This window comes from Paenibacillus sp. MMO-58, from assembly GCF_037146255.1.
Taxonomy (GTDB): Bacteria; Bacillota; Bacilli; order Paenibacillales; family Paenibacillaceae; genus Pristimantibacillus.
In genome coordinates this window covers 404,923-426,996 of the sequence record NZ_JBBCVY010000001.1, presented here as the reverse complement: position 1 = coordinate 426,996, position 22,074 = coordinate 404,923, and the positions used below count along the sequence as shown (strand labels likewise).

Annotated in this window: 15 protein-coding genes, 1 pseudogene and 1 other annotated feature; of the genes and pseudogenes, 7 read left to right on the top strand and 9 right to left on the bottom strand. The window is 49.5% G+C overall.

Going from position 1 to position 22,074, the window contains the following annotated elements; genetic code table 11:
• Positions 1–10: 10 nt before the first annotated feature.
• Both WFJ73_RS01785 and WFJ73_RS01780 read right to left on the bottom strand, forming a co-directional pair.
• Positions 11–1,534 (bottom strand): response regulator transcription factor, encoded by a 1,524-nt coding sequence (locus WFJ73_RS01785; protein WP_336771326.1) that lies wholly within the window; start codon positions 1,532–1,534, stop codon positions 11–13.
• Complete coding sequence (locus tag WFJ73_RS01780) at positions 1,527–3,314, bottom strand: sensor histidine kinase (protein ID WP_336771324.1); 1,788 nt, start codon at positions 3,312–3,314, stop codon at positions 1,527–1,529. The genes WFJ73_RS01785 and WFJ73_RS01780 overlap by 8 nt, the downstream gene beginning before the upstream one ends.
• Before the next feature lie 280 nt (positions 3,315–3,594).
• On the opposite strand from WFJ73_RS01780, the gene WFJ73_RS01775 reads away from it, so the two are divergent.
• Positions 3,595–6,306, top strand: coding sequence for a glycoside hydrolase family 3 C-terminal domain-containing protein (locus tag WFJ73_RS01775; protein ID WP_442955922.1), 2,712 nt, complete (start codon positions 3,595–3,597; stop codon positions 6,304–6,306).
• Between the two features lie 142 nt (positions 6,307–6,448).
• Here the strand turns inward: WFJ73_RS01775 and yicI are convergent, their stop codons facing one another.
• The gene (gene yicI / locus WFJ73_RS01770; protein ID WP_336771320.1) at positions 6,449–8,764 is read right to left on the bottom strand and encodes an alpha-xylosidase; all 2,316 of its coding nucleotides are present in this window, start codon (positions 8,762–8,764) and stop codon (positions 6,449–6,451) included.
• A gap of 367 nt (positions 8,765–9,131) precedes the next feature.
• Here yicI and WFJ73_RS01765 point away from each other — a divergent pair, with 367 nt between their 5' ends.
• The 4 genes and pseudogenes from WFJ73_RS01765 to WFJ73_RS01750 all read left to right on the top strand — a co-directional run bounded on the left by WFJ73_RS01765 (position 9,132) and on the right by WFJ73_RS01750 (position 12,488).
• Positions 9,132–10,016, top strand: coding sequence for an AraC family transcriptional regulator (locus WFJ73_RS01765; protein WP_336771318.1), 885 nt, complete (start codon positions 9,132–9,134; stop codon positions 10,014–10,016).
• A 447-nt stretch (positions 10,017–10,463) separates the two neighbouring features.
• Entirely contained in the window at positions 10,464–11,090 is a 627-nt protein-coding gene (locus WFJ73_RS01760) for a pyridoxamine 5'-phosphate oxidase family protein (RefSeq protein WP_336772114.1), read from the top strand.
• A gap of 64 nt (positions 11,091–11,154) precedes the next feature.
• A pseudogene (locus WFJ73_RS01755) lies at positions 11,155–11,586 on the top strand (YdeI/OmpD-associated family protein); the annotation flags it as partial.
• Positions 11,587–11,630: 44 nt separating this feature from the next.
• A complete protein-coding gene (locus WFJ73_RS01750; protein WP_336771316.1) occupies positions 11,631–12,488 on the top strand; it encodes a hypothetical protein in 858 nt (285 codons plus the stop codon).
• A gap of 316 nt (positions 12,489–12,804) precedes the next feature.
• Here the strand turns inward: WFJ73_RS01750 and WFJ73_RS01745 are convergent, their stop codons facing one another.
• Together WFJ73_RS01745 and WFJ73_RS01740 are read right to left on the bottom strand one after the other, a co-directional pair.
• On the bottom strand, positions 12,805–13,800 hold the full coding sequence (locus WFJ73_RS01745; protein WP_336771314.1) for a tryptophan--tRNA ligase: 996 nt from the start codon (positions 13,798–13,800) through the stop codon (positions 12,805–12,807).
• Between the two features lie 51 nt (positions 13,801–13,851).
• Positions 13,852–14,111: a binding site (T-box leader), on the bottom strand.
• A 200-nt stretch (positions 14,112–14,311) separates the two neighbouring features.
• Entirely contained in the window at positions 14,312–15,208 is an 897-nt protein-coding gene (locus WFJ73_RS01740) for an alpha/beta fold hydrolase (RefSeq protein WP_336771313.1), read from the bottom strand.
• A gap of 123 nt (positions 15,209–15,331) precedes the next feature.
• On the opposite strand from WFJ73_RS01740, the gene WFJ73_RS01735 reads away from it, so the two are divergent.
• Positions 15,332–16,024: a helix-turn-helix domain-containing protein gene (locus tag WFJ73_RS01735; protein ID WP_336771312.1), complete on the top strand. Its 693-nt coding sequence runs from the start codon at positions 15,332–15,334 to the stop codon at positions 16,022–16,024.
• A gap of 30 nt (positions 16,025–16,054) precedes the next feature.
• Here the strand turns inward: WFJ73_RS01735 and WFJ73_RS01730 are convergent, their stop codons facing one another.
• The 3 genes from WFJ73_RS01730 to WFJ73_RS01720 are packed head-to-tail and all read right to left on the bottom strand — an operon-like array spanning position 16,055 to position 18,020.
• Positions 16,055–16,951 carry a DMT family transporter gene (locus WFJ73_RS01730; protein ID WP_336771310.1) on the bottom strand — a complete coding sequence of 299 codons (897 nt, stop codon included), beginning with the start codon at positions 16,949–16,951 and terminating at the stop codon, positions 16,055–16,057.
• A 26-nt stretch (positions 16,952–16,977) separates the two neighbouring features.
• On the bottom strand, positions 16,978–17,652 hold the full coding sequence (locus tag WFJ73_RS01725; RefSeq protein ID WP_336771308.1) for an LrgB family protein: 675 nt from the start codon (positions 17,650–17,652) through the stop codon (positions 16,978–16,980).
• The gene (locus WFJ73_RS01720; RefSeq protein ID WP_336771306.1) at positions 17,649–18,020 is read right to left on the bottom strand and encodes a CidA/LrgA family protein; all 372 of its coding nucleotides are present in this window, start codon (positions 18,018–18,020) and stop codon (positions 17,649–17,651) included. Before WFJ73_RS01720 ends, WFJ73_RS01725 begins: the two co-directional genes overlap by 4 nt.
• Positions 18,021–18,129: 109 nt before the next feature.
• Between WFJ73_RS01720 and cidR the strand changes: the two genes are divergently transcribed.
• On the top strand, positions 18,130–19,020 hold the full coding sequence (gene cidR / locus WFJ73_RS01715; RefSeq protein WP_336771304.1) for a cidABC operon transcriptional activator CidR: 891 nt from the start codon (positions 18,130–18,132) through the stop codon (positions 19,018–19,020).
• A 52-nt stretch (positions 19,021–19,072) separates the two neighbouring features.
• Here cidR and WFJ73_RS01710 read toward each other — a convergent pair whose 3' ends face one another.
• Positions 19,073–21,520 (bottom strand): S-layer homology domain-containing protein, encoded by a 2,448-nt coding sequence (locus WFJ73_RS01710; RefSeq protein WP_336771302.1) that lies wholly within the window; start codon positions 21,518–21,520, stop codon positions 19,073–19,075.
• Positions 21,521–22,074: the final 554 nt, after the last annotated feature.

Genomic DNA, 22,074 nt, shown 5'->3' with positions numbered 1-22,074 from the left:
CGCGTTCCTTTTAGGATTCTTTCTTTCGGAAAACAGACGGCGAAGAGCCTACGTACTTGCGGAATTTGCTGTGGAAATAATCGACGTTCGCATAGCCGACCATCTCCGCAACCTGATACACCTTAAGTCCTTGCTCAAGTAATATTTTCGCTTGTTCCATCCGTACTTTATCCAGATACGTGTTGAAGTTTTCTCCTGTTACCTGCTTGAACAGCTTACCGAGATAAGCGCTGTTATAGTTAAACAATTCGGCAAGCGTCTCCATTTTCAGGTTCTCCTTGTAATTCCGGTGAATCAGGTCGATCATGCGCTTGATCTGCTTGTCCGCAGACGAGTTGTCTAGAGCGTCGGCAATCTGATCGATGATCGCCGTAACAAGTCTGGTCAGCGAACTAATCCGGTATTCACGGAACAGCTCCGGTATGCGCTGCCGGTAATCGCGTACCGGAAGCTCCGGCCGCTTGGACGCGAGTTTATCGAGGACGGCCGACACAAGCTCAACAAATGCCGCCTTCATCTCGGCTTCGCCAAATCCTATCGCTTTCATCGCATCCGCGGATTCCTCGATCTGCTGCCGGATTGCCTCCCTGTTTACAATCTCGAGCGCCAGGTAAAGCTTCTCCGCCGTTCCGGTCAAGTCCGGCTTGGCATCCCCACTGCCTCCCGGCAAATGCGGATCCTCCGCGATAATCTGCCCGCTTTCCAGGAAGAACCTGTTTTTCATCCGTTCAAGCGCCTTTTTATAGACAGCCGGAATATCCGCGTTGCACGCCGCCTTGCCTCCCGACACGACGGTAAAATCCGAAGCCAATCCTTCGCAGGCATCGGCAATCATCGCATACATTTCCTGGCGGAAACGCTCATTGTCCAGACCTTTATTCAGCAGGATCAGCAAATACGGCTCCATAGCGATAGCCAGGCCCGTGCCGGACTGCTCCAGCCGCTCGGATAACCTGCGTTTAATCTGGGCATGTCCGGCCGTCTCCTCTTCATTCCGTTCATGCGTCTTAATGAGCAGCAATTCGAACTCCTTCCAATCCGGAGAGGCGGACAGCTGAGACAGGCTTGAGCCTATGCTTCCTTCAACAAGCAGACGCTTCAAGTCATCCTCCGCAATGCCTTGGCGTTCGTCCAAGCGTTTCTGGCGGGTCTCATACTCGAGATCCAGTTCTTTCTTCAGGGATTGCAGGTATTCCATCAACTCGTCCTCGTCAACGGGCTTCAACAAATATCCATCGATTCGCTGGACAATAGCCTGCTTGGCATATTCGAAATCCGCGTAACCGCTCAGAATCAATACATGCATCGTGCCGCCGTTTTCTCGGATCGTTCGGATCAGCTCAAGCCCGTTCATCTCCGGCATCCGAATATCCACGATAATGAGATCCAGCTCATGCTGTTCGCATTTCTGCAGGGCATCCTTGCCGTTGGCTGCGGTGTCCACCACCTCATAACCGAGGCTCTCCCATTCCAGCAAAGTCCGGAGACCTTCCCGGATCATCGGTTCATCGTCTACAAGCAATACTTTATACATATAAATCCTCCCCAAAAGGTAAGGTGAAGGAGACCTTCGTCCCTATACCCGGTTCACTCTCGTATTGAAGCCCGTGCTCCGGTCCGTACGTCAGCTGCAGGCGTAAATGGACATTGCGCAGACCAATCCGGTTGTTTTCTGCATCCTCTGTTTCGTTCAAATGCTGGGTAAGCCTATCTATTTTCTCGCGGGACATCCCCGCACCGTTATCGATGACTTCAACCCGGACGTAATCACCTTCCCTTACTGCCCGAACCGTTACCATGCCGCCCTCCATCTTGTTCTCGAAGCCGTGAATAACCGCATTCTCGACAAGCGGCTGAATAATAAGAGGAGGAATCGACACTCTTTCCACAACCGGATCCACATGAAGCTCGTAGGATAACCGGTCCTCATACCTGAATTTCTGAATGTCCAAATAGCTGCGGACAATATCGATCTCATCGGCAAGCGGCGTAAGCCGCTGGCTGACCTCGATGCTGCGCCTCATTAACTTGCCAAGCAGGCGGACAACCTGCGAGATCTCCTTTTCCCCTTTCAAATGGGCTTTCATCCGGATCGATTCCAGCGCGTTAAACAGGAAATGCGGATTAATCTGGCTGGCCATCATCTTAAGTTTGATTTCGTTCTGCTTGGCTTCAAGCAGGCTTTTCATCTTGTTGGATTCCTGGACTTCCTCGACGAGGCTATTAATGCTCGACACCATGGAATTAAATTGCCTGGACAGCTGTCCAATCTCATCCCTGCCGTCAATCTCCATCACGATGTCCAGCTTGCCGGTCGCAACCTTCGTAATATGCTTGCTCAAGCGGAGCATCCGCTTCGTAATAATCGTGGATACGCCTATAATCAGGAAAATAGCAATTATCAAGCTGATTGAAATAACCGTTAAGGCAAGGGAGTTAATCCGATTGGCATCCGCTACAATCGTATCAACCGAAAATACGGAAATGATGCGAAGCGTATTACTGCTGGCTTCGGGTATCAAAGGCTCAATCAGGACACGCGAGGCCTGACCGTCTATATTCGCGGAGTACATTCCGCTTTTCTCCTCCACGATACTTTGCTCGTAGTCAATTTCCTGCAGCGTTTTCCCCGCCCGGCCCATCCGGTTTGCTGCAACAATCCGGTTATTGTCGTCTACAATCATCGTCTCGAAGGATTCCTGATTCAGGATGCTGTTCAGTGCCTGCATATTTAGCGTAATGACCAGAACGCCGCTTGTATGGTTGCTCGAAAAGCTTATTCCGTGCACGAGACTTAAATAATTCCGCTGATCCCGCTCATCCTCGAGATAATACCAATTCACTCCGCTGCCGGGTCTTAATGCATTCGTATACCAGACTGTTTCCTTAATCGAATTGTCCGGCTGGATGAAATCCCAGTTGTTCAGCATCGTTGGATTCTCCATATAAAACCGGATATTCGCCACTTCGTCATGCTGCTGCCGGATCTCGTTGAAATCGGTATATTCCCGGTATGCTTTAACAACCTCGTAGGTCGATTCGTATTTCCGGTTCGTCACAGCCTCCAGCCGGCTGTTCTCCAGACGGTAAGCGCTGTCGTAAGCGACATTCATCAGCTCAGTCGTTCTTGCTTTGACGCGCTGCACGTTTGTATGCGTCTGCTCCATCGCGTTATCCAGCGCCATATTGCGCAGCTCGTTTGTCAGAAACACGCCCACGATCAGAATTGGGATGAATGCGACTACGATACAGGATAAGATGAGCTTTGTTCTCAGCTTCACGTTGTTAAGCAGGTGCGAGAACATCTGAAACATCTTGCAAGCCCCCTGTCACCATTACGTAAAAATTTGATTGCGTTTACATTCTAGGGGTTCTACCGCTAATTGTACAGGGATTTTATCTCCAATTTGTCGGGTATGAACGGTTGCGCCGGCATGTTAGAATTTTTGAAACCCCTTACAATTAAAGGAGCTGACTTTTGTCGTGACCCAACATTCCAAGCAGAACTTTCCATTTCAAAACCCCGATCTGCCGCTCGAGCAGCGCGTTAATGATTTGGTTAACCGATTTACCCTAGAAGAAAAAATCAATCTGATGTGCCAGTACCAGGACGAGATTACTCATCTCGGCGTTAAAGCTTACAAGCATGGCACCGAAGCGGCGCATGGCATGGCATGGCTGGGCGAAGCAACCACTTTCCCTCAGCCGATTGGCCTCGCTTGTACCTGGGACAAAGACCTGCTCCGCAAGATTGGAAGCGTCATCGGCGACGAAGCACGCGGCTTCTATTCTCAGAATCCGACGCATAACGGTCTAACGTTATGGGCGCCAACCGTCGATTTGGAGCGCGATCCGCGCTGGGGCCGTACCGAAGAAGCTTACGGCGAAGACCCGCATCTGACTGGCAAGCTGTCCGCTGCGCTGACGCAAGGCATTCAGGGCGACCATCCGTTTTACGTGAAAGCGGTCGCATCGCTCAAGCATTTTATCGGCAACAATAACGAGATTAATCGCGGAGAATGCTCTGTCAGCCTGGACCCTCGCAACAAAAACGAATACTACCTGAAAGCGTTCGAAATTCCGTTCAAGGAAGGCGGAGCCCTGTCGATGATGACCGCCTACAATTCGGTGAACGGCGTTCCCGCCAACATCAATCCGGATGTGAACAACATCGTCAAACGGGATTGGGGCATGAACGGTTTTGTCGTAAGCGACGCCGGCGACGTGCTTGGCACCGTCAATGACCATCATTACGTCGATACGTACAAGGAAGCGGTAGCTCTGACGATCAAAGCCGGCGTAGACAGCATCACCGACGACCATCCGATCTCGAAGCAGGCGATCCGCGATGCGCTAGCGGAAGGAATGCTGACGGAAAATGATCTCGACATCGCGCTGCGCAACACATTCCGCGTCCGCTTCCGTCTTGGCGAATTTGATCCGGCAGACCGCAACCCTTATGCGGCAATCGACGAATCGGTGATCATGAAGCCGGAGCATGCCGAGCTTGCCCTTGATGCCGTACGCAAAAGCATCGTGCTGCTCAAAAACGACGGTATCCTGCCGCTATCCGCGGAAAAGCTGAGCAAAGCTGCCGTTATCGGTCCGCTGGCCGGCATCGTATACCGCGACTGGTACAGCGGTCTTATGCCTTACTCCATTTCGCCGTTCGAAGGCATTCGGAAGAAAATGAACGGTGCCCATCAAGAGGTAACCCTTGCAACGGGCAGCAATCGCGTGAAGCTTAAATCGTTGAAGAACGGCAAGTACGTCACGCTTGGCAGCGACGAGAAAAACTCGCTGTCCGCAAGCTCCCAGGGCGCCGATTCTGCCGATCTGTTCGAAACAACCGACTGGGGCTGGGACAGCCATACGCTCATCGCGGAGAACAACAAGCTCTACCTGACAACCGACGACGAGAAAATCACCGCATCTTCCGAGCATATTTGGGAATGGTTCACCAAGGAAGTATTCCACGTTCGCCCGCAGCATGACGAGAACATCGTTACCTTTACGACTTGGAACAATCGTCCAGTAACCGTAAATGCGGAGACCGGAGCTTTGGAAGTCCAAGATGGCGATGCGATTATTGCCGAGCCTTTCGCGATTGAAAAAGAAACCGACGGCCTGCAGGAAGCGATTGCTGCAGCGCGTAACAACGAAGTTGCGGTTGTTGTTGTCGGCAACCACCCGCTCATTAACGGGAAAGAGACGATTGACCGCCCTGACCTGACGCTTGCCGCTTATCAAGAAAAGCTCATTCGCGAAGTCTACGCCGTTAATCCCAATACTGTTGTTGTTGTTGTCGGCAGCTATCCGTTCGCCATGCCTTGGGTACAGGAGAACATACCTGCGATCGTCTATCTGTCGCATGCCGGTCAAGAGCTTGGCCATGCGCTTGCAGACGTCCTATTCGGCGATTACAACCCGGCTGGACGCGTCAACATGACCTGGTATGAGTCGGCTGACCAGCTTGGCGAATTTATGGATTACGATATTATCAAAAGCGAACGCACTTACCAGTATTTTGCCGGGAAGCCATTGTATCCATTCGGACACGGTGTATCCTATAGCCGCTTCCAGTACGATGCTCTCGCGCTTGAGCAGTCTGAAGATACGATTACCGTTAGCTTCCGCATTACGAATACTAGCGAAGTAGACGGCGAAGAAGTGGTTCAGCTGTACACAAGAGCCTTGGAATCCCGGGTGAAACGTCCGCTCAGACAGCTCCAATCGTTCGAACGCATTGCGCTTTCTGCCGGCGAATCAAGGGAAGTAAGCTTTGTGCTGGACCGTTCCGCTCTTGCCTTCTGGGATGTGACCAGAAGCAAAATGTGCGTCGAGCAAGGCAGCTATGCGTTCCTCGTTGGCGCATCCTCCGGCGATATTCGCCTGGAGGGAACCTTAACCGTTGCCGGCGAGACGATTCCGCCTCGCGATTTGTCCCAAGTTACCGGTGCCGTGAATTATGACGATTATTCCAATATCATCATTAGCGACAACACCGAAGGCGGCGACAGCGCAGCAACAACGTCGTCCGCAGCTTGGCTCCGATACGATGACGTCCTGATCGGCGAAGAAATCTGCTTCTTCGAGGCCAGAGCCTTGTCTGCGAAAGGCGCAGCCCTGGAGATCCGCCTGGATGCTCCGGAAGGTCCGCTCGTTGGCAGTATGACGCTGCAAGCAGGCTCTGCTTGGCAGACAGTCACCGGATCGATTGTGCAAGCAGCCGGCATGCACCAAGTGTATCTGGTTGTTCAAGGCGAAGGCGAAACGAAGCTGAGCTGGTTCCGCTTCGGCAAATAGATATTTGTCAGCCCGGAAAGGGGATTGAAACTCCCTTTCCGGGCTTTTTCTATTGCTGCCGCGTATCTCTGTTACGTACGAATGGGCAAACAGCCGCTTGCTCTTTTGCGAGCAAGCGGCCGGTCGCCGATCGTTTTACAAATTACAGTTTTACAATGATCTTCTTAGCAGAGGCTGGAACAAGCTTCAAGCCTTCGGATGTTTGCTGCGATTCAGCGCCTTCAACAGCCGCTGCCTGCGCAATACCGCGCAGTACGACTTGCCATGGCTTGCCTGTGCCCTCGTAGCTGATCTCAATTGTGCTGCCTGTGCGAACCGCCGTAGCCGTTGCTTGCGGCTGACCGTTCAGATCATGGATAACCGCTTTTGCCGTTGCGCCGTCTTCCAGCTCGAACAGGTGCAGCGTTACGTTATCCGCATAATCGTAATCCGGCTTTTGGTTGTTGCTGCCGATAGCAAGAAGCGTATTAGGACGAACAAGCAACGGAATCGAGCTGTAGCCGTGCTGCTCTTCTACCCATTTGCCGCCTTCAACCGTCGTGCCGTCGATCAGGCTGGTCCATTTGCCCGCCGGTACGTAATATTTCGCTGTACCTTCGGTATTAAAGATTGGAGCAACAAGCAGGCTTTCGCCCAGCATATACTGACGGTCCAAGTAATGAGTCGTTGGATCTTCAGGGAATTCGAGAACCATCGCACGCATCATCGGTACGCCTGTTTCGGTTGCTTCAACCGCATGGTTGAACAGATAAGGCATCAGGCTGCTCTTAAGCTCCGTGAAGTAACGAAGGACGTCAACGGACTCTTCGTCAAACAGCCAAGGCACGCGGTACGATTCGTTGCCGTGAAGACGGCTATGCGAGCTAAGCATGCCGAAGGCAACCCAACGCTTGTAGATGTCAGGCGGAGCTGTCCGTTCGAAGCCGCTGATATCATGGCTCCAGAAGCCAAAGCCGGACAGGCCAAGCGACAAGCCGCCGCGGAGCGATTCCGCCATCGAATCATAGTTCGCCGAGCAGTCGCCGCCCCAATGTACCGGGTACTGCTGGCCGCCCGCCGTAGCTGAACGAGCGAACAGCATGGCTTCGTTTTTGCCGCGGTTTTCTTCCAATACTTCGAATACCGCTTTGTTGTACAGCTGTGTATAGTAATTGTGCATTTTTTGCGGATCGGAACCGTCGAAGTAAACGACATCCGTAGGGATGCGCTCGCCGAAGTCCGTTTTGAAGCAGTCGACGCCCATGTCCATTAGACGTTTCAGATGGCCTTTGTACCATTTCACCGCATCCGGGTTCGTGAAGTCGACAAGACCCATGCCCGCTTGCCATTTATCCCATTGCCATACGCTGCCGTCCGGCTTGCGAACGAGGTAGCCGTTTTCCATGCCTTCCTGGAAGAGAGGCGATTTTTGGCCGATGTAAGAGTTGATCCATACGCAAATGCGAAGACCGCGTTCTTTCAGGCGGCGAAGCATGCCTTCCGGATCCGGGAACATGTCCGCATCCCATTCGAAGTTGCACCATTCGTATTCTTTCATCCAGAAGCAGTCGAAGTGGAAGACATGAAGCGGAATATTGCGCTCAGCCATTCCTTCGATAAAGCTGTTAACCGTTGCTTCATCATAGTCCGTTGTAAAGGACGTTGTCAGCCACAGGCCAAACGACCATGCCGGAGGCAATGCCGGTTTGCCGGTCAGCTTCGTGTAGTTGTCTAGTACATCCTTGAGCGTTTTGCCGCCTACGATGAAGTATTCCAGATGCTCGCCCGGCACGCTGAAGCCAACCTTCGATACAACCTCGGAACCAATCTCGAACGATACGCGTTCCGGATGGTTGACGAATACGCCATAACCAGCGCTCGACAAGTAGAATGGTACGTTTTTGTACGCTTGCTCGGAGCTTGTGCCGCCGTCTTCGTTCCAGGAGTCAACAACCTGGCCGTTCTTGATGAACGGAGTGAAGCGCTCGCCAAGACCGTATACTTGCTCGCCGACGCCAAGATCCAGCATTTCGCGGAAGAACGCTTTGTCTTGTTCTTGGACGTAAGCCGCAGCCTTTTGCGCTGTGCCAGTCACCTTACGGCCGTTCTGGATGAATTCCAGTCCCCAAGTCGGCGATTTGCGGATACGTGCCTGCAGGCCGCCGCTTGTCAGGGTTGTGTATTGCTCGTCATGCTCGACGGATACGCTATGATTTGCGTCAACAAAAGTTTCGAATTCAGGGCCAACTTGTTTTACGCCGGCATGGTGAACCCAGCGAACTTTAATGACATCAGGGATTGGAGAGCTGATCTCGGCTGTAAGCATCGTGCCGTTCAGCGTATCGCCTTTGATAACAACAGGCTTTGTAGCCATGTAAGCTGTCAACTTGCCGTTCTTTTCCTTCAGTTCGCGAACGTCAACCGGGTGTTGCATATGAACGCCTTCGCGAATTTGCCAATAACCATCGGTAAATTTCATGTTTGGGTTCCTCCTAAAATGAATTGTGAAGCAATTCATACTTCGTAAGCATTTGCTTAAATAATTGCGAAGCAATTATAGCTTCGTAAGCATTCGCTTAATGAATTGTGAAGCAATTCAAACTTCGTAAGCATTTGCTTAATATTTGCGAAGCAATTATAGCTTCTTAAGCGTTTGCTTATTGGATCGTCTAAAAGTCTTGCCTTGCAAGGATTTCTAGGTTGTTTCTAGCCTACTCAGTAGCTTCTCGAACCTTGTAAGCGGTTATGTTATAATAATATTGTCTTATTCTCTTTAACTCTGCCTAAATATTGCTCATTATTATCACGATTTTGACATTGGCTATTTTTCCTTAGGAGTTTTATTTATGGATAAATCTTTGCTAAAAGAAGCTCGCAAGCATGGTAGCCCGATCTATCCGGTCAGCCTATACGAAATCACCTGCCCGTCTGATGCCCCACTACTGGATTTGCATTGGCATGACGAGCTTGAACTGCTGCTAGTAACGGAAGGAACAGCCGTATTCCGGGTAGATCTGCAGGATTATGAACTGCAAGCAGGTGAAGCGATCTTCGTTAATTCCGGTGAGCTTCATTCCGGATACGTTGTTGGAGACAAACCTTGCTCATTCGACGCTGTTGTGTTCCACTCCAGCTTGTTCAGCAGCGGATCCATCGATTATTTGTTCGACCGTTATATTTCTCCCGTTCTGGAGAGAAGATATGAAGTACCAGCCCATTTGCGCCGGGAGCCTGGCCCAAGCATGGAGCTTCTTGCGATGCTCGACCAGTTATTTGAGGCTCACCGTAACGAACAAGCCGCTTCGGAGCTTACGATAAAAGGATTGCTGTTTAACATAGTGGCCAAGCTGGTCAGCCTGGGTAAACCGTCCGTACGGGTAAAGCCCGAGCAGGAAGGCTTCCGGATTGAGCGGCTGAAGACCGTTATCGAATATATCGAACAAAATTATGCCGAGCCTATTCCTCTGCAGAAGCTCGCCGAGCTGGCTAGAATGAGCGAGTCGTATTTCTGCCGTTTCTTCAAACGGATTACAACAAAAAGCCCAATCGAATATATGAATAGCTACCGCGTCCAACAGGCTGCCAGCCGACTGCGGCAATCCGATGCCAAGATCATGGAAGTAGCACTCGACGTTGGCTTCAACAGCTTAAGCTACTTCAACACCGTGTTCCGCCAGCGCTTTGGCTGCACGCCAAGGGAATACCGGAGCCGGCTGCAGGAAAACGCGTAAGTCGGACGTTGCGAATTACAAGTAAGAGCCGCCGCTCTAGTTGCGCAATTTCATATCGTTAAGCTGCAGAAGAAAGGGACTGACCCGTAAGCCACAAAGCTTTCGGTCAGTCCCTTCTATTAATATTGGTTCAATTTAATTAGTTGAGAAGATGAGAATTTTCGAAAGTAAGGGGCAAATCGGCTATTCGTAAGCTTTTGAGTCGTCAAAGCCAAGTAAAACGTCATTTCCCGTAAGAAATGGGCAATGAAACCCTCAGGATCCCTTTTCTCATCATCCTCGAAAACATTAATATAGATGTACATGTTTGTTATGTTCGGCAATGGATCAGACCTTTTTAGCACTTCATAAAAAGGAGCGAATTTGTTTTCCTGTACCTCGTAACCCCTTCTAACCTATGGTAAAATAATGGAATCTCCTTGAGAGGGTGATTGCGTTTTGACAGGAATAGATCAAAGCCAGTTGATAACTTCCGAAGCAGAGCTTCGATCGTTAATCGGCTATCCGAGTGAGCTTGTAGAGCATAAGGTTATTTCCGTCATCGATTCTAACTGCCGCAACTACATTTCCAAATCTCCTTTTCTTGTTGTATCGACTGCGGATTCCCACGGGAATTGCGATGTATCCCCAAGAGGCGACGCGCCCGGATTTGTTCATGTTTTGGACGATAAGCATCTAATAATCCCAGAACGTCCGGGCAATAAAAGAATAGACACCTTGCGCAACATTTTATCGAATCCGCATATCGGCATGCAGTTTTTTATCCCGGGACTTGGAGAAACTTTAAGAATAAACGGCCGTGCTTACATAACGAAAGAGGAGAAGCTTTTAAAGCCGCTTTCCGTAAAAGACCGCGCACCTCAAATCGGTATCGTTGTAGAGGCCGAAGAATGCTATATGCACTGCGCTAAAGCGTTCCTGCGCTCACAGCTATGGAAGCCCGAAACGTGGCTCGACAAAGAGCAGCTGCCCTCCCCTGCCAAAATCATTTCCGAGCACGCCAACCTGGATGGATCAACTCCCGAGGTCATTGCCGCCCGGCTTGAGGACGGTTATAAGAATCGGTTGTATTAATCGTAATGAGAGGTTTTTCTAATGACAAACAGTACTTTAAACCGCAAAGTTGATGGTTATATAAATAATCATCCACGGCTTTAAAGAGTACTGTGCCATTCTGTGTCAGAAAGGCGCTCTGCTCAAGGACCCTAACGGCATTCTCATTCAACAGACGGAAAACGTGCAGGCTGCGCGCCAAATCCGCTTCACGAATGTCGAGCAAATTATAGAAATGGAAGATATCCTGAAGGCTTATATCCTTGTGGCCATTGAAATAGAGAAGTCCGGCCAGGAAATTACTTATAAAAAGAATGACGAGTATTCGGTTCCCGAAGAACTCCAGGTTAAACTCAGGGAACACCCTGCTTTTAAAGAAGCGTTCGAAGCTTTAACGCCAGGCCGGCAAAGAGCCTACCTGCTTCATTTCTCCGCCGCCAAGCAATCCAAAACGCGCGAAGCCAGAATTGAAAAATACTATCAGCAAATTCTTGAAGGCAAAGGGTTAAATGATTGAAGCGTTTGATCTATCAGAAAACAAACAATTCTGTGAGGTGGAGCATGAATTTTGAGAACGCTGCAGCTTTTATCTGGAAAAATGGCCGATTGCTAGAAAGAAGACTATTTGAATTATTCTTTTTGAATGGTTCCGCGAATCGTGTAGTGGATGCACTAAAAGCCTATCAGAATGAAGACGGCGGGTTTGGACATGCACTGGAACCCGATGTACGGGCACCGGAAAGTCAGCCTCTCTTTATCGAGTTTGGTCTAAGAACTCTTTATGAAGCTAATATTAAAGAACCGGAGCTAGCGGGTCAGTTATGTAAATATGTTGAGAATAATGCGGATTTACAAGCAGGGATCCCAACTATAACCGCCTCTTCGAGCAATTATCCGCGTGCCGCGCATTGGAATTATCCATCATCCGATCAACCCTCTTTTAGCCGGCTAACTGGTTTAGTTGGCTTGTTGAATTGGCAAGGTATTCATAATCCATGGCTGGAGCAAGCTGTCGGAATATGCTTGAACGATATCTCTTCTTCGCATTATGAGGATTCTCATACGATTATTACCGCATTCTGTCTGCTTGAAAGCCTCCCTCAAACCGTTGAAGTAAACAAACTATTTGCCAAGCTCTCTGATGAACTATTTAAGGCGAATTACTTCTGTTTGGAAGCTCCGCCTCAATCTTACGGACTTACTCCTCTAGATTTTGCTCCTGCTTCCGATTCGTATTGCAGAAGGATTTTTTCGGATGCGGTTATTGATGCCCACTTAAACGTACTAGAATCCGAGCAAGCACAAGACGGTGGATGGAAAATCCAATGGGAACCGCCAAGTGAAATGGCAAGATTGGAATGGCGGGCTTATAAGACTCTGAAGAGCCTTATCACTTTGAAATCCTACAATCGAATTTAAATAGGAAAAAAACTCTACTACCTCATCAGGAGGAAGTAGAGTTTTCTTCTTTCCCTTCAATTTTTAGGCTGTATGCGCAACGATTAAATTACCGTCCAAATCATAAATTTTCAAGAAATCTTCTACCTTCCTCAACAGGCTCAGCCAGCCAATCGCCGTGCCCCCTAACACCACCGTCCGTTACTTTCTTACACAGCACATCCATGTCATCAACCTGGAATCCAAACGCCGGAAAAGGTTCTCCGTTCACCGTAAAGGTAGTGGATGTCTCATCTGAGGTTTGCCATTAGATGACCCATCTTAATCCTCCGATCTATTACCTGTATCTCCCCAACTTGTATTTCACCTGCTCCAGCAAAGGTTGGGCTATAGCCCTCGCTTTCCTTGCGCCTTCTCTCAAAATATCATCAATTTGGTCCTTGTCAGCCATGTACTGATTGTACCTCTCCCGCGGCTCCTCCAGGAAAGCATTCATAACCTGATAAAGCTCCTGCTTCGCTTCCCCCCAGCTGATGCCGCTTTGGAATTTTTCTCGTAATCCTTTCATCTGCTCATCCGAAGCAAACTCTTTAAAAAGCAGATAAATATTCGAGGTGTTCGGGTCTTTCGGCTCGTGCGGCGGGGTAGAATCGGTCTTGATTCTGCCAATCAGCTTCTTCAAGCTGTCGGCTGACTCAAATAGCGGAATCGTATTGTTGTAGCTTTTGCTCATTTTCCGTCCATCCAGTCCCGGTATTACGGCCGTTTGCTCATCCACGATATAATTAGGCAGCTTAAAGGTCTCACCGTAGCTGCGGTTAAAAGCTTCCGCCAAATCCCTTGCAATCTCGACATGCTGGATCTGATCTTTGCCGACCGGAACTTGATCCGTCTGAAAAAGCAAAATATCCGCCGCCATCAGGATCGGGTAAGTAAACAAGCCCATGTTAACGCCGGTATCGGTGTCCACGCCGAGCTGCTCGTTCTTATCCACGATCGCCTTATAAGCATGAGCACGATTCATCAGACCCTTGGGTGCCATGCAGGCCAGAATCCAGCTAAGCTCGAAAATCTCCGGCACATCCGATTGGCGGTAAAATACAACCTTCTCCGGATCAAGCCCCAAAGCCAGCCAGGTTGCCGCAATCCCGTAAGACAAGTCGTTAAACTCATCCCGATTTTGAATAAACGTTAGACCATGATAATCCGCGATAAAATACAAAGCCGTGCGGTCCTGATTTTTCGCAATTTCCAGGGCTGGCTTAATAGCTGCGATGTAATTGCCGATATGCACTTTTCCTGTTGGCTTGATGCCCGTTAATACCGTGCTCATGTGTTTGCTCCCTTCTTCAACATAGAAATAAAAAAGGGGCTCTCATCCTTGGAAAAGGACGAGAAACCCCGTGGTACCACCTTCATTAGCCCGATTCGCGCAAATCGGACTCGCTTTGACGTATCGACGCATGCTGGATGCCGGAATACGCGTCTCTTGTAACGACGAGACTTTCGCCAAAGCCTACTCAAAAATCTTTTTCGGTTTGGATGCTCAGAAGCCCAATTCGGCATAATCCCTACACTGATTCGCACCATCCATCAGCTCTCTGGAGTAATCGTTATGCGTACTCTCTTCATCATCGCAAGCTGGTATATAATTTTGTTATTACATTTTTACAACAGAACGCATAGATTTGTCAAATACTTACTGAATAAGTTGTTTTACTCTACAGGAATAACGGCGTGGCGCAATAGCGGAATATTCGAAATCGTATTCTTCGTATCCATGATTCCCACCAATCCTATGAGAGATTATGTTCTATTATAAACCAAAAAAGGCGATACAGGCCTTAAGCCTGTACCGCCTTTTTGTTCAGCACCTGGTCAAATGCATCGTTGAAATACTGCATGACGTATTTCGCGACATGACATTCGAAGGAGGCGTAATCCGTTATCACTTGCGATGGATCCGTAATAAACTCGTGAATTCGTTCAAACGTAAATTGCGGCTGATCTATGAATAACGTATTGGTTGCGCCCGGAACCACAACGACGGACGAATGCATAAGCAGCTGTGAGGACAGCGCATTGGATGTCAGGGAGATCGAATCCTCTGAGCCGATTAGCGTCAGCGTAGGATGGGCCAATAGGGCGAAATCCTCGTTAACCGGCGATTCCGCAAACAATTCGAATGTATCGAAATAAGTCTCCGGAGACACGGCCATATAGCCCGCTATGATTTTACGGTATAATGCATTTTCCTCCGTCAGCTTAAAGATTCCGCTAACCAAGCTTTCCGCAAGATTCAGCATGGATCCTTTGTTTATGAGCTGCTTGCGGCCGTAGATGATGGACGCTACCGTTTTTCTTGGCAAGAAGGCGGGCGTCGACAACAGAACAAGGCTTTTCACCAGCTCCGCATATTCCAGGCTGAACTTTACGGCTAGGCTTGCGCCAAAGCCATGTCCAAGCAGGTGAACCGGACCAAGCTCGAGCTTGGTTAGCAGCATAAGCAAATCTTCGGTAAACAACTCCCAGCTTACGGGAACATCGCCTCTCTCCGTCAGGCCATGTCCTCGCAAATCCAGCAGAACAATTCGGTAATGCTCCTTCATAAAGGGAAGAATAGGCTCCCATATTTCCTGGTTAAGTCCCAATCCATGTATCAAAACAATCGTTTCCGATGCGTATTCTGCATTATATATCTGATAATTAACCGGAATATCCCGTAATTGGATAAATGGCATAGAATCCTCCTACGACAATGAACTGAATCTATCATATCGCCATTACGTCCATCCGTCTGTTGACTTTAAGTCACATTGCAGATAATCTCAAAGGAGAATACTAGATTCTGGGGGCGGTCTAACGTGGATATTCGCATCGAATTTGGACAAAGAATCAAAGAGCTGCGCGCCCGGAGCGGAATGTCACAGGAGCATTTAGCCTATCGTGCCGGTCTTGACCGGAGTTACATAAGCGGCGTTGAGCGCGGGGAACGGAATGTCAGCATTATCAATATCGAGAAGATTGCCTCTGCCCTGCAAATCGGCGTTGCCTATCTATTCTCTGGCGAGCGCTTCTCTCTCAAGCAAGCCTATCAGCCGAAAGACTTCATCGTTCCTTTCAAAGACCGGGTGCATTACACGCTGGATCCGGATAAAAAGCTGTTATCGTTCCAGGTAAACGGCTTGGCATCGGGCAAGCAGGACGTAGAATACATGTCCAATATCGTGCTTGGCATTTGCTCCGCATACGGAAAAGACGAGCTTGACGTGCTGGTGGATCATCGCGGCATGGTGACCTCCGACGGTGAGCCAGTCGTTTATTCCCCCGAAGTGGCGGAAAGAGCCGTACAATTCCAGCAGGAGCTTACCGCCTATAGTAAAAAGGTGCTTGTGCTTTGCAACTCGGAGTTTATGGTCGAGCAGCTAAACCATGTAGCCAAATCAAGCGGCATTTTCGATAAAGCGTCCCATCTATTCGACAAGGACAGAGATATGGTCGGCAAAGCTTATGAAACCCTCGATATTCACGATCATCCGTTTATTCGGACAAACTAACAAAAAAAACCGCCTCAGGCGGTTTTTTAATTAGGAAAGAACAGCGTTGCGGCGCCGCGGCCGATTTACCAGATAGATGCTGCCAAGCACCAACGCAAGTCCGGCTAACAGCGAATAGGTAAACGGCTCATGCAGGAACATTGTTCCGATCAGGATAGCAACGAGCGGAATCAGGAAGGTAAAGGACGCGACCTTGCTCGCCTCTCCCGAATCCATCAGCTTATAAAAGACAAGCCAGCCAAGCGCGATAACAAAAATGGAGATGAATAACAGGCTGAGAATAAATCGGCCGCTCCACTCCACCTCCGACCAGCTTTCGGTGACGGAACCAAGCCCGGTCATAAACAGTCCGCCGATTATGAGCTGCATCGTAACGAGCCAAATATTATCGACCTTGCCGCTCGACTTCTTCACATAGATCGTACCCAGTGCCCAGCTTAACGCCGAGCCAAGCGCTAGCAAAATACCCGCCACGGAAATATGCCCGGAAGCGCCACTCGCGCCGCTCGATATAACCCCTACGCCGGCAAAGCCCAGAACCAAGCCGATTACTTTTAACCCGTTCATCAACTCGCCAAGCCACAACCATGAGAATAGCCCGACTAGTACAGGTTGAAGAAAAACAATCGCCGAGAACAAACCGGCAGGCAAATACTGAATGCCAATCGTCTGAAGCCCGTAATACAGCACTACGTTAACGACTGCAGACAAGAGATAGATCGGCCAGGTCTGCCGTAATTGGAACCGGCGGTACCTCGGAACCGCGGCAGCAAGGAGAAGCACGCCCCCAAGTAACGTTCTGACCCCCGAGAACAAGATGGGCGGCATGTAATGCAGCGCGTATTTGGATAGCGGCCAGTTGATTCCCCACACCAGCACCAGGAAAGTGATGAGTAATACGGTCTGCCGCTTCGATAAGGTTTGCATGATGAGTATTCCTCTCTAATGTTGCTTTAATGTCCCAACAGGAGCGGTGTTAGAAATAACGTAATAATAGCCGTCAAAATCATCGACACGCTGGATACGGTGCCCGATATGCTGCCAAGCTCAAACGCTTTGGAAGTCCCTGCCCCATGCGCGCTTGTTCCAAGCAGAACGCCGCGCGCAACCTCGTTGCGGATTCGGAACAAACGGATAATAGGCGGCCCTACCAAAGAGCCGAAAATCCCGGTTATCATGACGGCAACGGCCGTAATTGTAGGAATGCCGCCAATGGATTGAGACACATTCATGGCAATCGGCGTTGTTGCGGAATGCGGAATAAGGCTGTAAATAATTTTGTCATTAAGACCAAGGCCTTGTGCCAGCCATAATGACGAAGCAACGGCGGCAGCCGAGCCGGTTAATACGCTGATTATGATCTGCGCAGCATGCTTTTTGATGAGATCAAAATGTCTGGACAACGGAATAGCGAAAGCGATCGTTGCCGGACCCAGCATATCCGACAGCCAATGCGCGCCTGCGTTATAGTCGGCATAACTGGTTCTCGTTACCGCCAGCAGCACAATCAGCACTACGGGCGTCACAATTAGCGGAGATAAGACCATCATCGGTTTATAACGGTAAATTTTTTGAGACAATATATATACAAGAACGGTAATCAGCAGGCTTACGGCCGACATAATCATATGCGCGATTCCTCCTTGCGTTTAGCTACCCGCTGCGCCACCAGTCCGCTGCACAACATAACGATCACGGTGCCCAAGGTAATAACAAGCGCGATTTGAACGCCTTCGCTCATAATAAGCTGCTTGTAGCCAATAATGCCAACCGCGGGCGGAATAAAAAAGAGCAGCATAGTCGCAATAAGCCAATCGGAGCCGGACTCCACGAATGTGCGAGGAATAATCTTCGCCTGCAGCAGGATAAACAGGATTAGCATACCCAAAATGCTGCCGGGAACAGGCAAATGAAGCCATTCAACCAGGTGGTTCATCAGCCATGAGAATACAATAAAGAATAAAACTTGAATCATTAATTTAACTGCGTAACGCATAGCGGCCAACTCCCTTTAATGGAAGTGTACAGCAGCCTTTTTCATAGGTAAAATACATTTACAGAATGGTTTTCATTCCAATTATCTATGGATAAGGAGAAGCTTGCGCTTGGATATAAGACACTTGCAATACTTTGTGGAAGCCGCCCGCTTCCAAAGCTTCACGAAAGCCGCACAATCCCTTTATATTACCCAGCCAACCATCAGTAAAATGATCAAAAATCTCGAAGAAGAGCTAGGAGTTGTCCTATTCGAACGGGTCGGCAAAAAAATCGTGATAACCGATGCCGGTTCGATTCTGCTCGAGCAAGCCCAGCAAATGGTCCAATCGTTCGGCAATATGAATTCGCGGCTGTCCGAGCTGATGGAGCTTAAGGTCGGGCATATACGAATAGGCCTGCCGCCTATGGTTGGGGTCACCTTTTTCCCCCGTATCATCGGAAAGTTTCGCGAGAAGTATCCCAAAATTACGATGCAGCTGTTTGAGCACGGTGCTAAAAAGGTCGAGGCCGATGTAGGCTCTGGCGCGCTCGATATCGGGGTTATTCTGCTGCCGACGAATGAAGAGAAGTTCGAATCCTTCTGCTTTCTGCGGCAGGACCTGATGCTGGTTGTCCCTCCTTCGCATAAGCTCGCCAGCCGGAGTGAAGTGCCGCTTATTGAGCTTAAGGAAGAGCCGTTTCTATTCTTCCATGAGGAATTTACTCTGCATGACCGGATCATCGCCGAATGCGAGAAGCTGGGATTCCAGCCGGATGTCGTCTTCAAGAGCACCCAGTGGGATTTCATCAGCGAGATGGTAGCCGCAAAGCTGGGAATCGCGCTGCTGCCCGAAGCGATATGCCGGGAGCTCGATCTGGAACGGCTTCGCATTATCCCGCTGACCTCGCCAAGTATTCCCTGGCATCTGGCCATGATCTGGCGCCGCGACAGCTACCAGTCATTCGCTACGCGCGAATGGATTGCTTTTGCGATGGAGGCGCTGCAGCAGGCGCCTTGAACAAAAAGAACACGGCTTCTATGCATAGAAGCCGTGTTCTTTTTAAACTCTATTATTTTGCTGCCTCCGTCAAATGAATAGTAACTCTCCAGCCCCATTCCGTAATAAGCATATAATCTTCGCCTGGCTGGAAACCGGTCGTATCGAATGTATATTCTTGATCTGCTGCCTCATCGGGAATAACCACTTTGCCACCGAAGTTATTGTTAACTTCCTGCTCATATTCGTAGTTACCGCCCGGTGTATCGTCAAGAACAAAGTAAACCGTCCCGCCGTGAGTTACCTTAAAATGGATAACCGTTCCTACCGGGATTGTCATGCTGCTTTTTCTTTCTCCATCTACATAAATCAGCATATAGGAATCATGCTGATACGATATCGTTTCATCGTTCTGATCATCGCCATTCAAGGTTTCTAAAGTTCCTGCCGCAATTTTAAACCGTACCTCTCGCAGCTTAAACTTTTTCTCTGGCGTATACAGAATTTCGTTTCCGTTAATTTCCACGGCATCTCCCGCACTCAGCGGCAGAAATTCACCGTTACTGTCTTTTGTGGCTATTGTTATGGCCGCGCGGAGATCTTTACCTTCAACCAGCTTAACATCACGGTTGTACTCAATTCTGAACTTCTCCCACTCAAAGTTGGTCTCGGCACCGCCGCCCAACGAAGCGAGCGGAGTTCCGGCCTTATCCAAGATTGTAACCATTCGATGATAGGAAGACTTACCCTCTGAATCAATGACAACCACGTACATCCAGTTGTTGAAGGTTAAATCGCTAGTATCAAAGTTCGCCGGAACATCCTTTTTCACTTCCATTTTCTTGGCTTTACCGGCATCAACCAAAGCATTCAGCATTTCGATATTTTCAAAATATTCATCCGTGAAGTAAGCTATCCCGTCGCGAGTACTTGTCACAGTTACGGGTTCGCCGCTGATGACTCGATCCTTGGCAAGATCTATCTCAAAATAAATGTTTCCAGGATTGCTGCCGCCTGTATCTCCGCCACCGGTATTGCCGCCACCCGTGTTTCCACCGGTATTGCCGCCTCCTGTGCCGCCACCGCCAGTATTGCCGCCTCCTGTGCTCCCGCCTCCAGAGTTACCTCCACTAAGCTCACCGCCGCCAATGCTGCCTTGACTATCCGTACCTGCAGGCTGCTCTTTTCCGCCAACGTTTACTTTGACATCAGAGGGGACGTCACTGCCTGTCTCCATTTTTTTCGGAGCCTTTTCCATGGATACACCCGTTGAGTTGACAACCGCTTTCTCAACCGTACCTTCGCCGAGCATTTTGACAGCTGCGTTTAGTACCGCATTCACAATGGTCGCATCCTTGTCTGCTTGCACGCTGGTTCCGACAGCCGAATCCGCCACAACCATTTGATCAATAGATCCTTTTGGAATCTGAACAATAATGCTTTCCGCTTCAACATTGACGGTATTAAAATGTCCGGTCAATACAACGCGGGAGTTATTCGGCAATTGATTCGAAAGGGTTACTTTACTAATATCCACGCCTTCCGCTGCTTCCAATTTGGCGCCCGTTTGAACGGTGATTTCCTGAACGGTCGTTTTACCTTGCGCGACAATACGCACCGTACCCTCTGCTTTATTAACGATTACGGTAAGAATCACGGAATCTTCAAGGTGAATGCTGTTCTCGCCTCCGCCATACACGAAGGTTTTTCCATGAACCGTAACGTTTTTCAAATAAACATCGCCATTGCCTACATTTTTGCCAATAATCAGATCACCGGCAATATCCATGTTTTGGAGCGTAGTGCCGGCCGAATTTACGATAACGCTGCCAGATTGTTTCTGCACGCCTTCGGCAGGACCATTTACTCCCGCTTCCGTCCAGACACCGTATGTATTAAAAGCACGGTCGAGGATGCTAGCCGCTTCAGCGCGTGTAACTTGCTTGGCCGGCTTGAACTCTCCATCCGTGTATCCTGTGATAATACCTGCTTGCGCAGCGGAAGCAACTCCCTGCAACGCCCAGCCCGAGATCTTGCCTGCATCATGGAAAGATGCATTCGCAGCAGCTGCCGGAAGTGAAAGCAGTTTTGCTATTGTTAACGCTGCTTCCTCTCGTGAAATATTGGCACCGGGGCGGAATGTACCGTCCGTATAACCTTTCATGTAGCCAGTCTCATATGCAATGGCTACATCATTAGCGAACCAATCAGCAGCAACTACATCCTTGAAATGAATCTCCGCTGCTTGACGGTATTGAAAAAGACGATTAATTAATGCTGCCCATTCTCCGCGCGTAATAGCACGCTCCGGTTCAAATTTCTGTGAGGTTACCCCGTTAATGACCCCTCTTGAGCTCCAACGGTCGATTGCCGATTTCGCCCAGTGGCCGGACACATCAGCGAAGCTCGGGCTGGTGTCAGTCGCAGCCGTTGTTTCCGGGGTTGCCGCGCTTGCCGCTCCTGCGAACAATGCTCCAAATGCAAGCAGCATCGCCAGCAAAAGACTTGTTACTTTTTTCATGATTCCCGCTCCCTATTTGGTTATTCTTACCTACTAAAATCACATCTATTAAAATATCATAGCGGATACTAAAGTTCTATAACTATTTTCAAATTATTAGGATGTTGCTGAAATAATAGTAACGGAAGCAAATAAATAAAAAGACGAGTGTTTACTCCCTTACGGAAGCAACAATCGCCTTAATTATGGAAATTACATTAAATCTATAATGATAAATTTTTATTCAGTTACCTTCTGCTAACCCGCGGTCCTCCCGGAGGCGGACCACCTGGGCCGCCTGGGCCGCCTGGGCCGCCAGGACCTCCCGGTCCAAATCCTGGTCCTGGCCCAAATCCTGGTCCCGATCCAAATCCCGGTCCGCCCCATGGCGGACGCGGCGGTGGTCCCCAGCCCCACCACGGTGGACGTGGCGGTGGTCCCCAGCCCCACCATGGAGGACGCGGCGGCTGCCAGCCCCACGGCTGAGGAAATCCGCCAGGAGGAAACCCGCCTGGAGGGACCCCCCCTGGTTGAAAGCCACCCGGGACAAATGTCCGATTAGATTTCGTCATTTG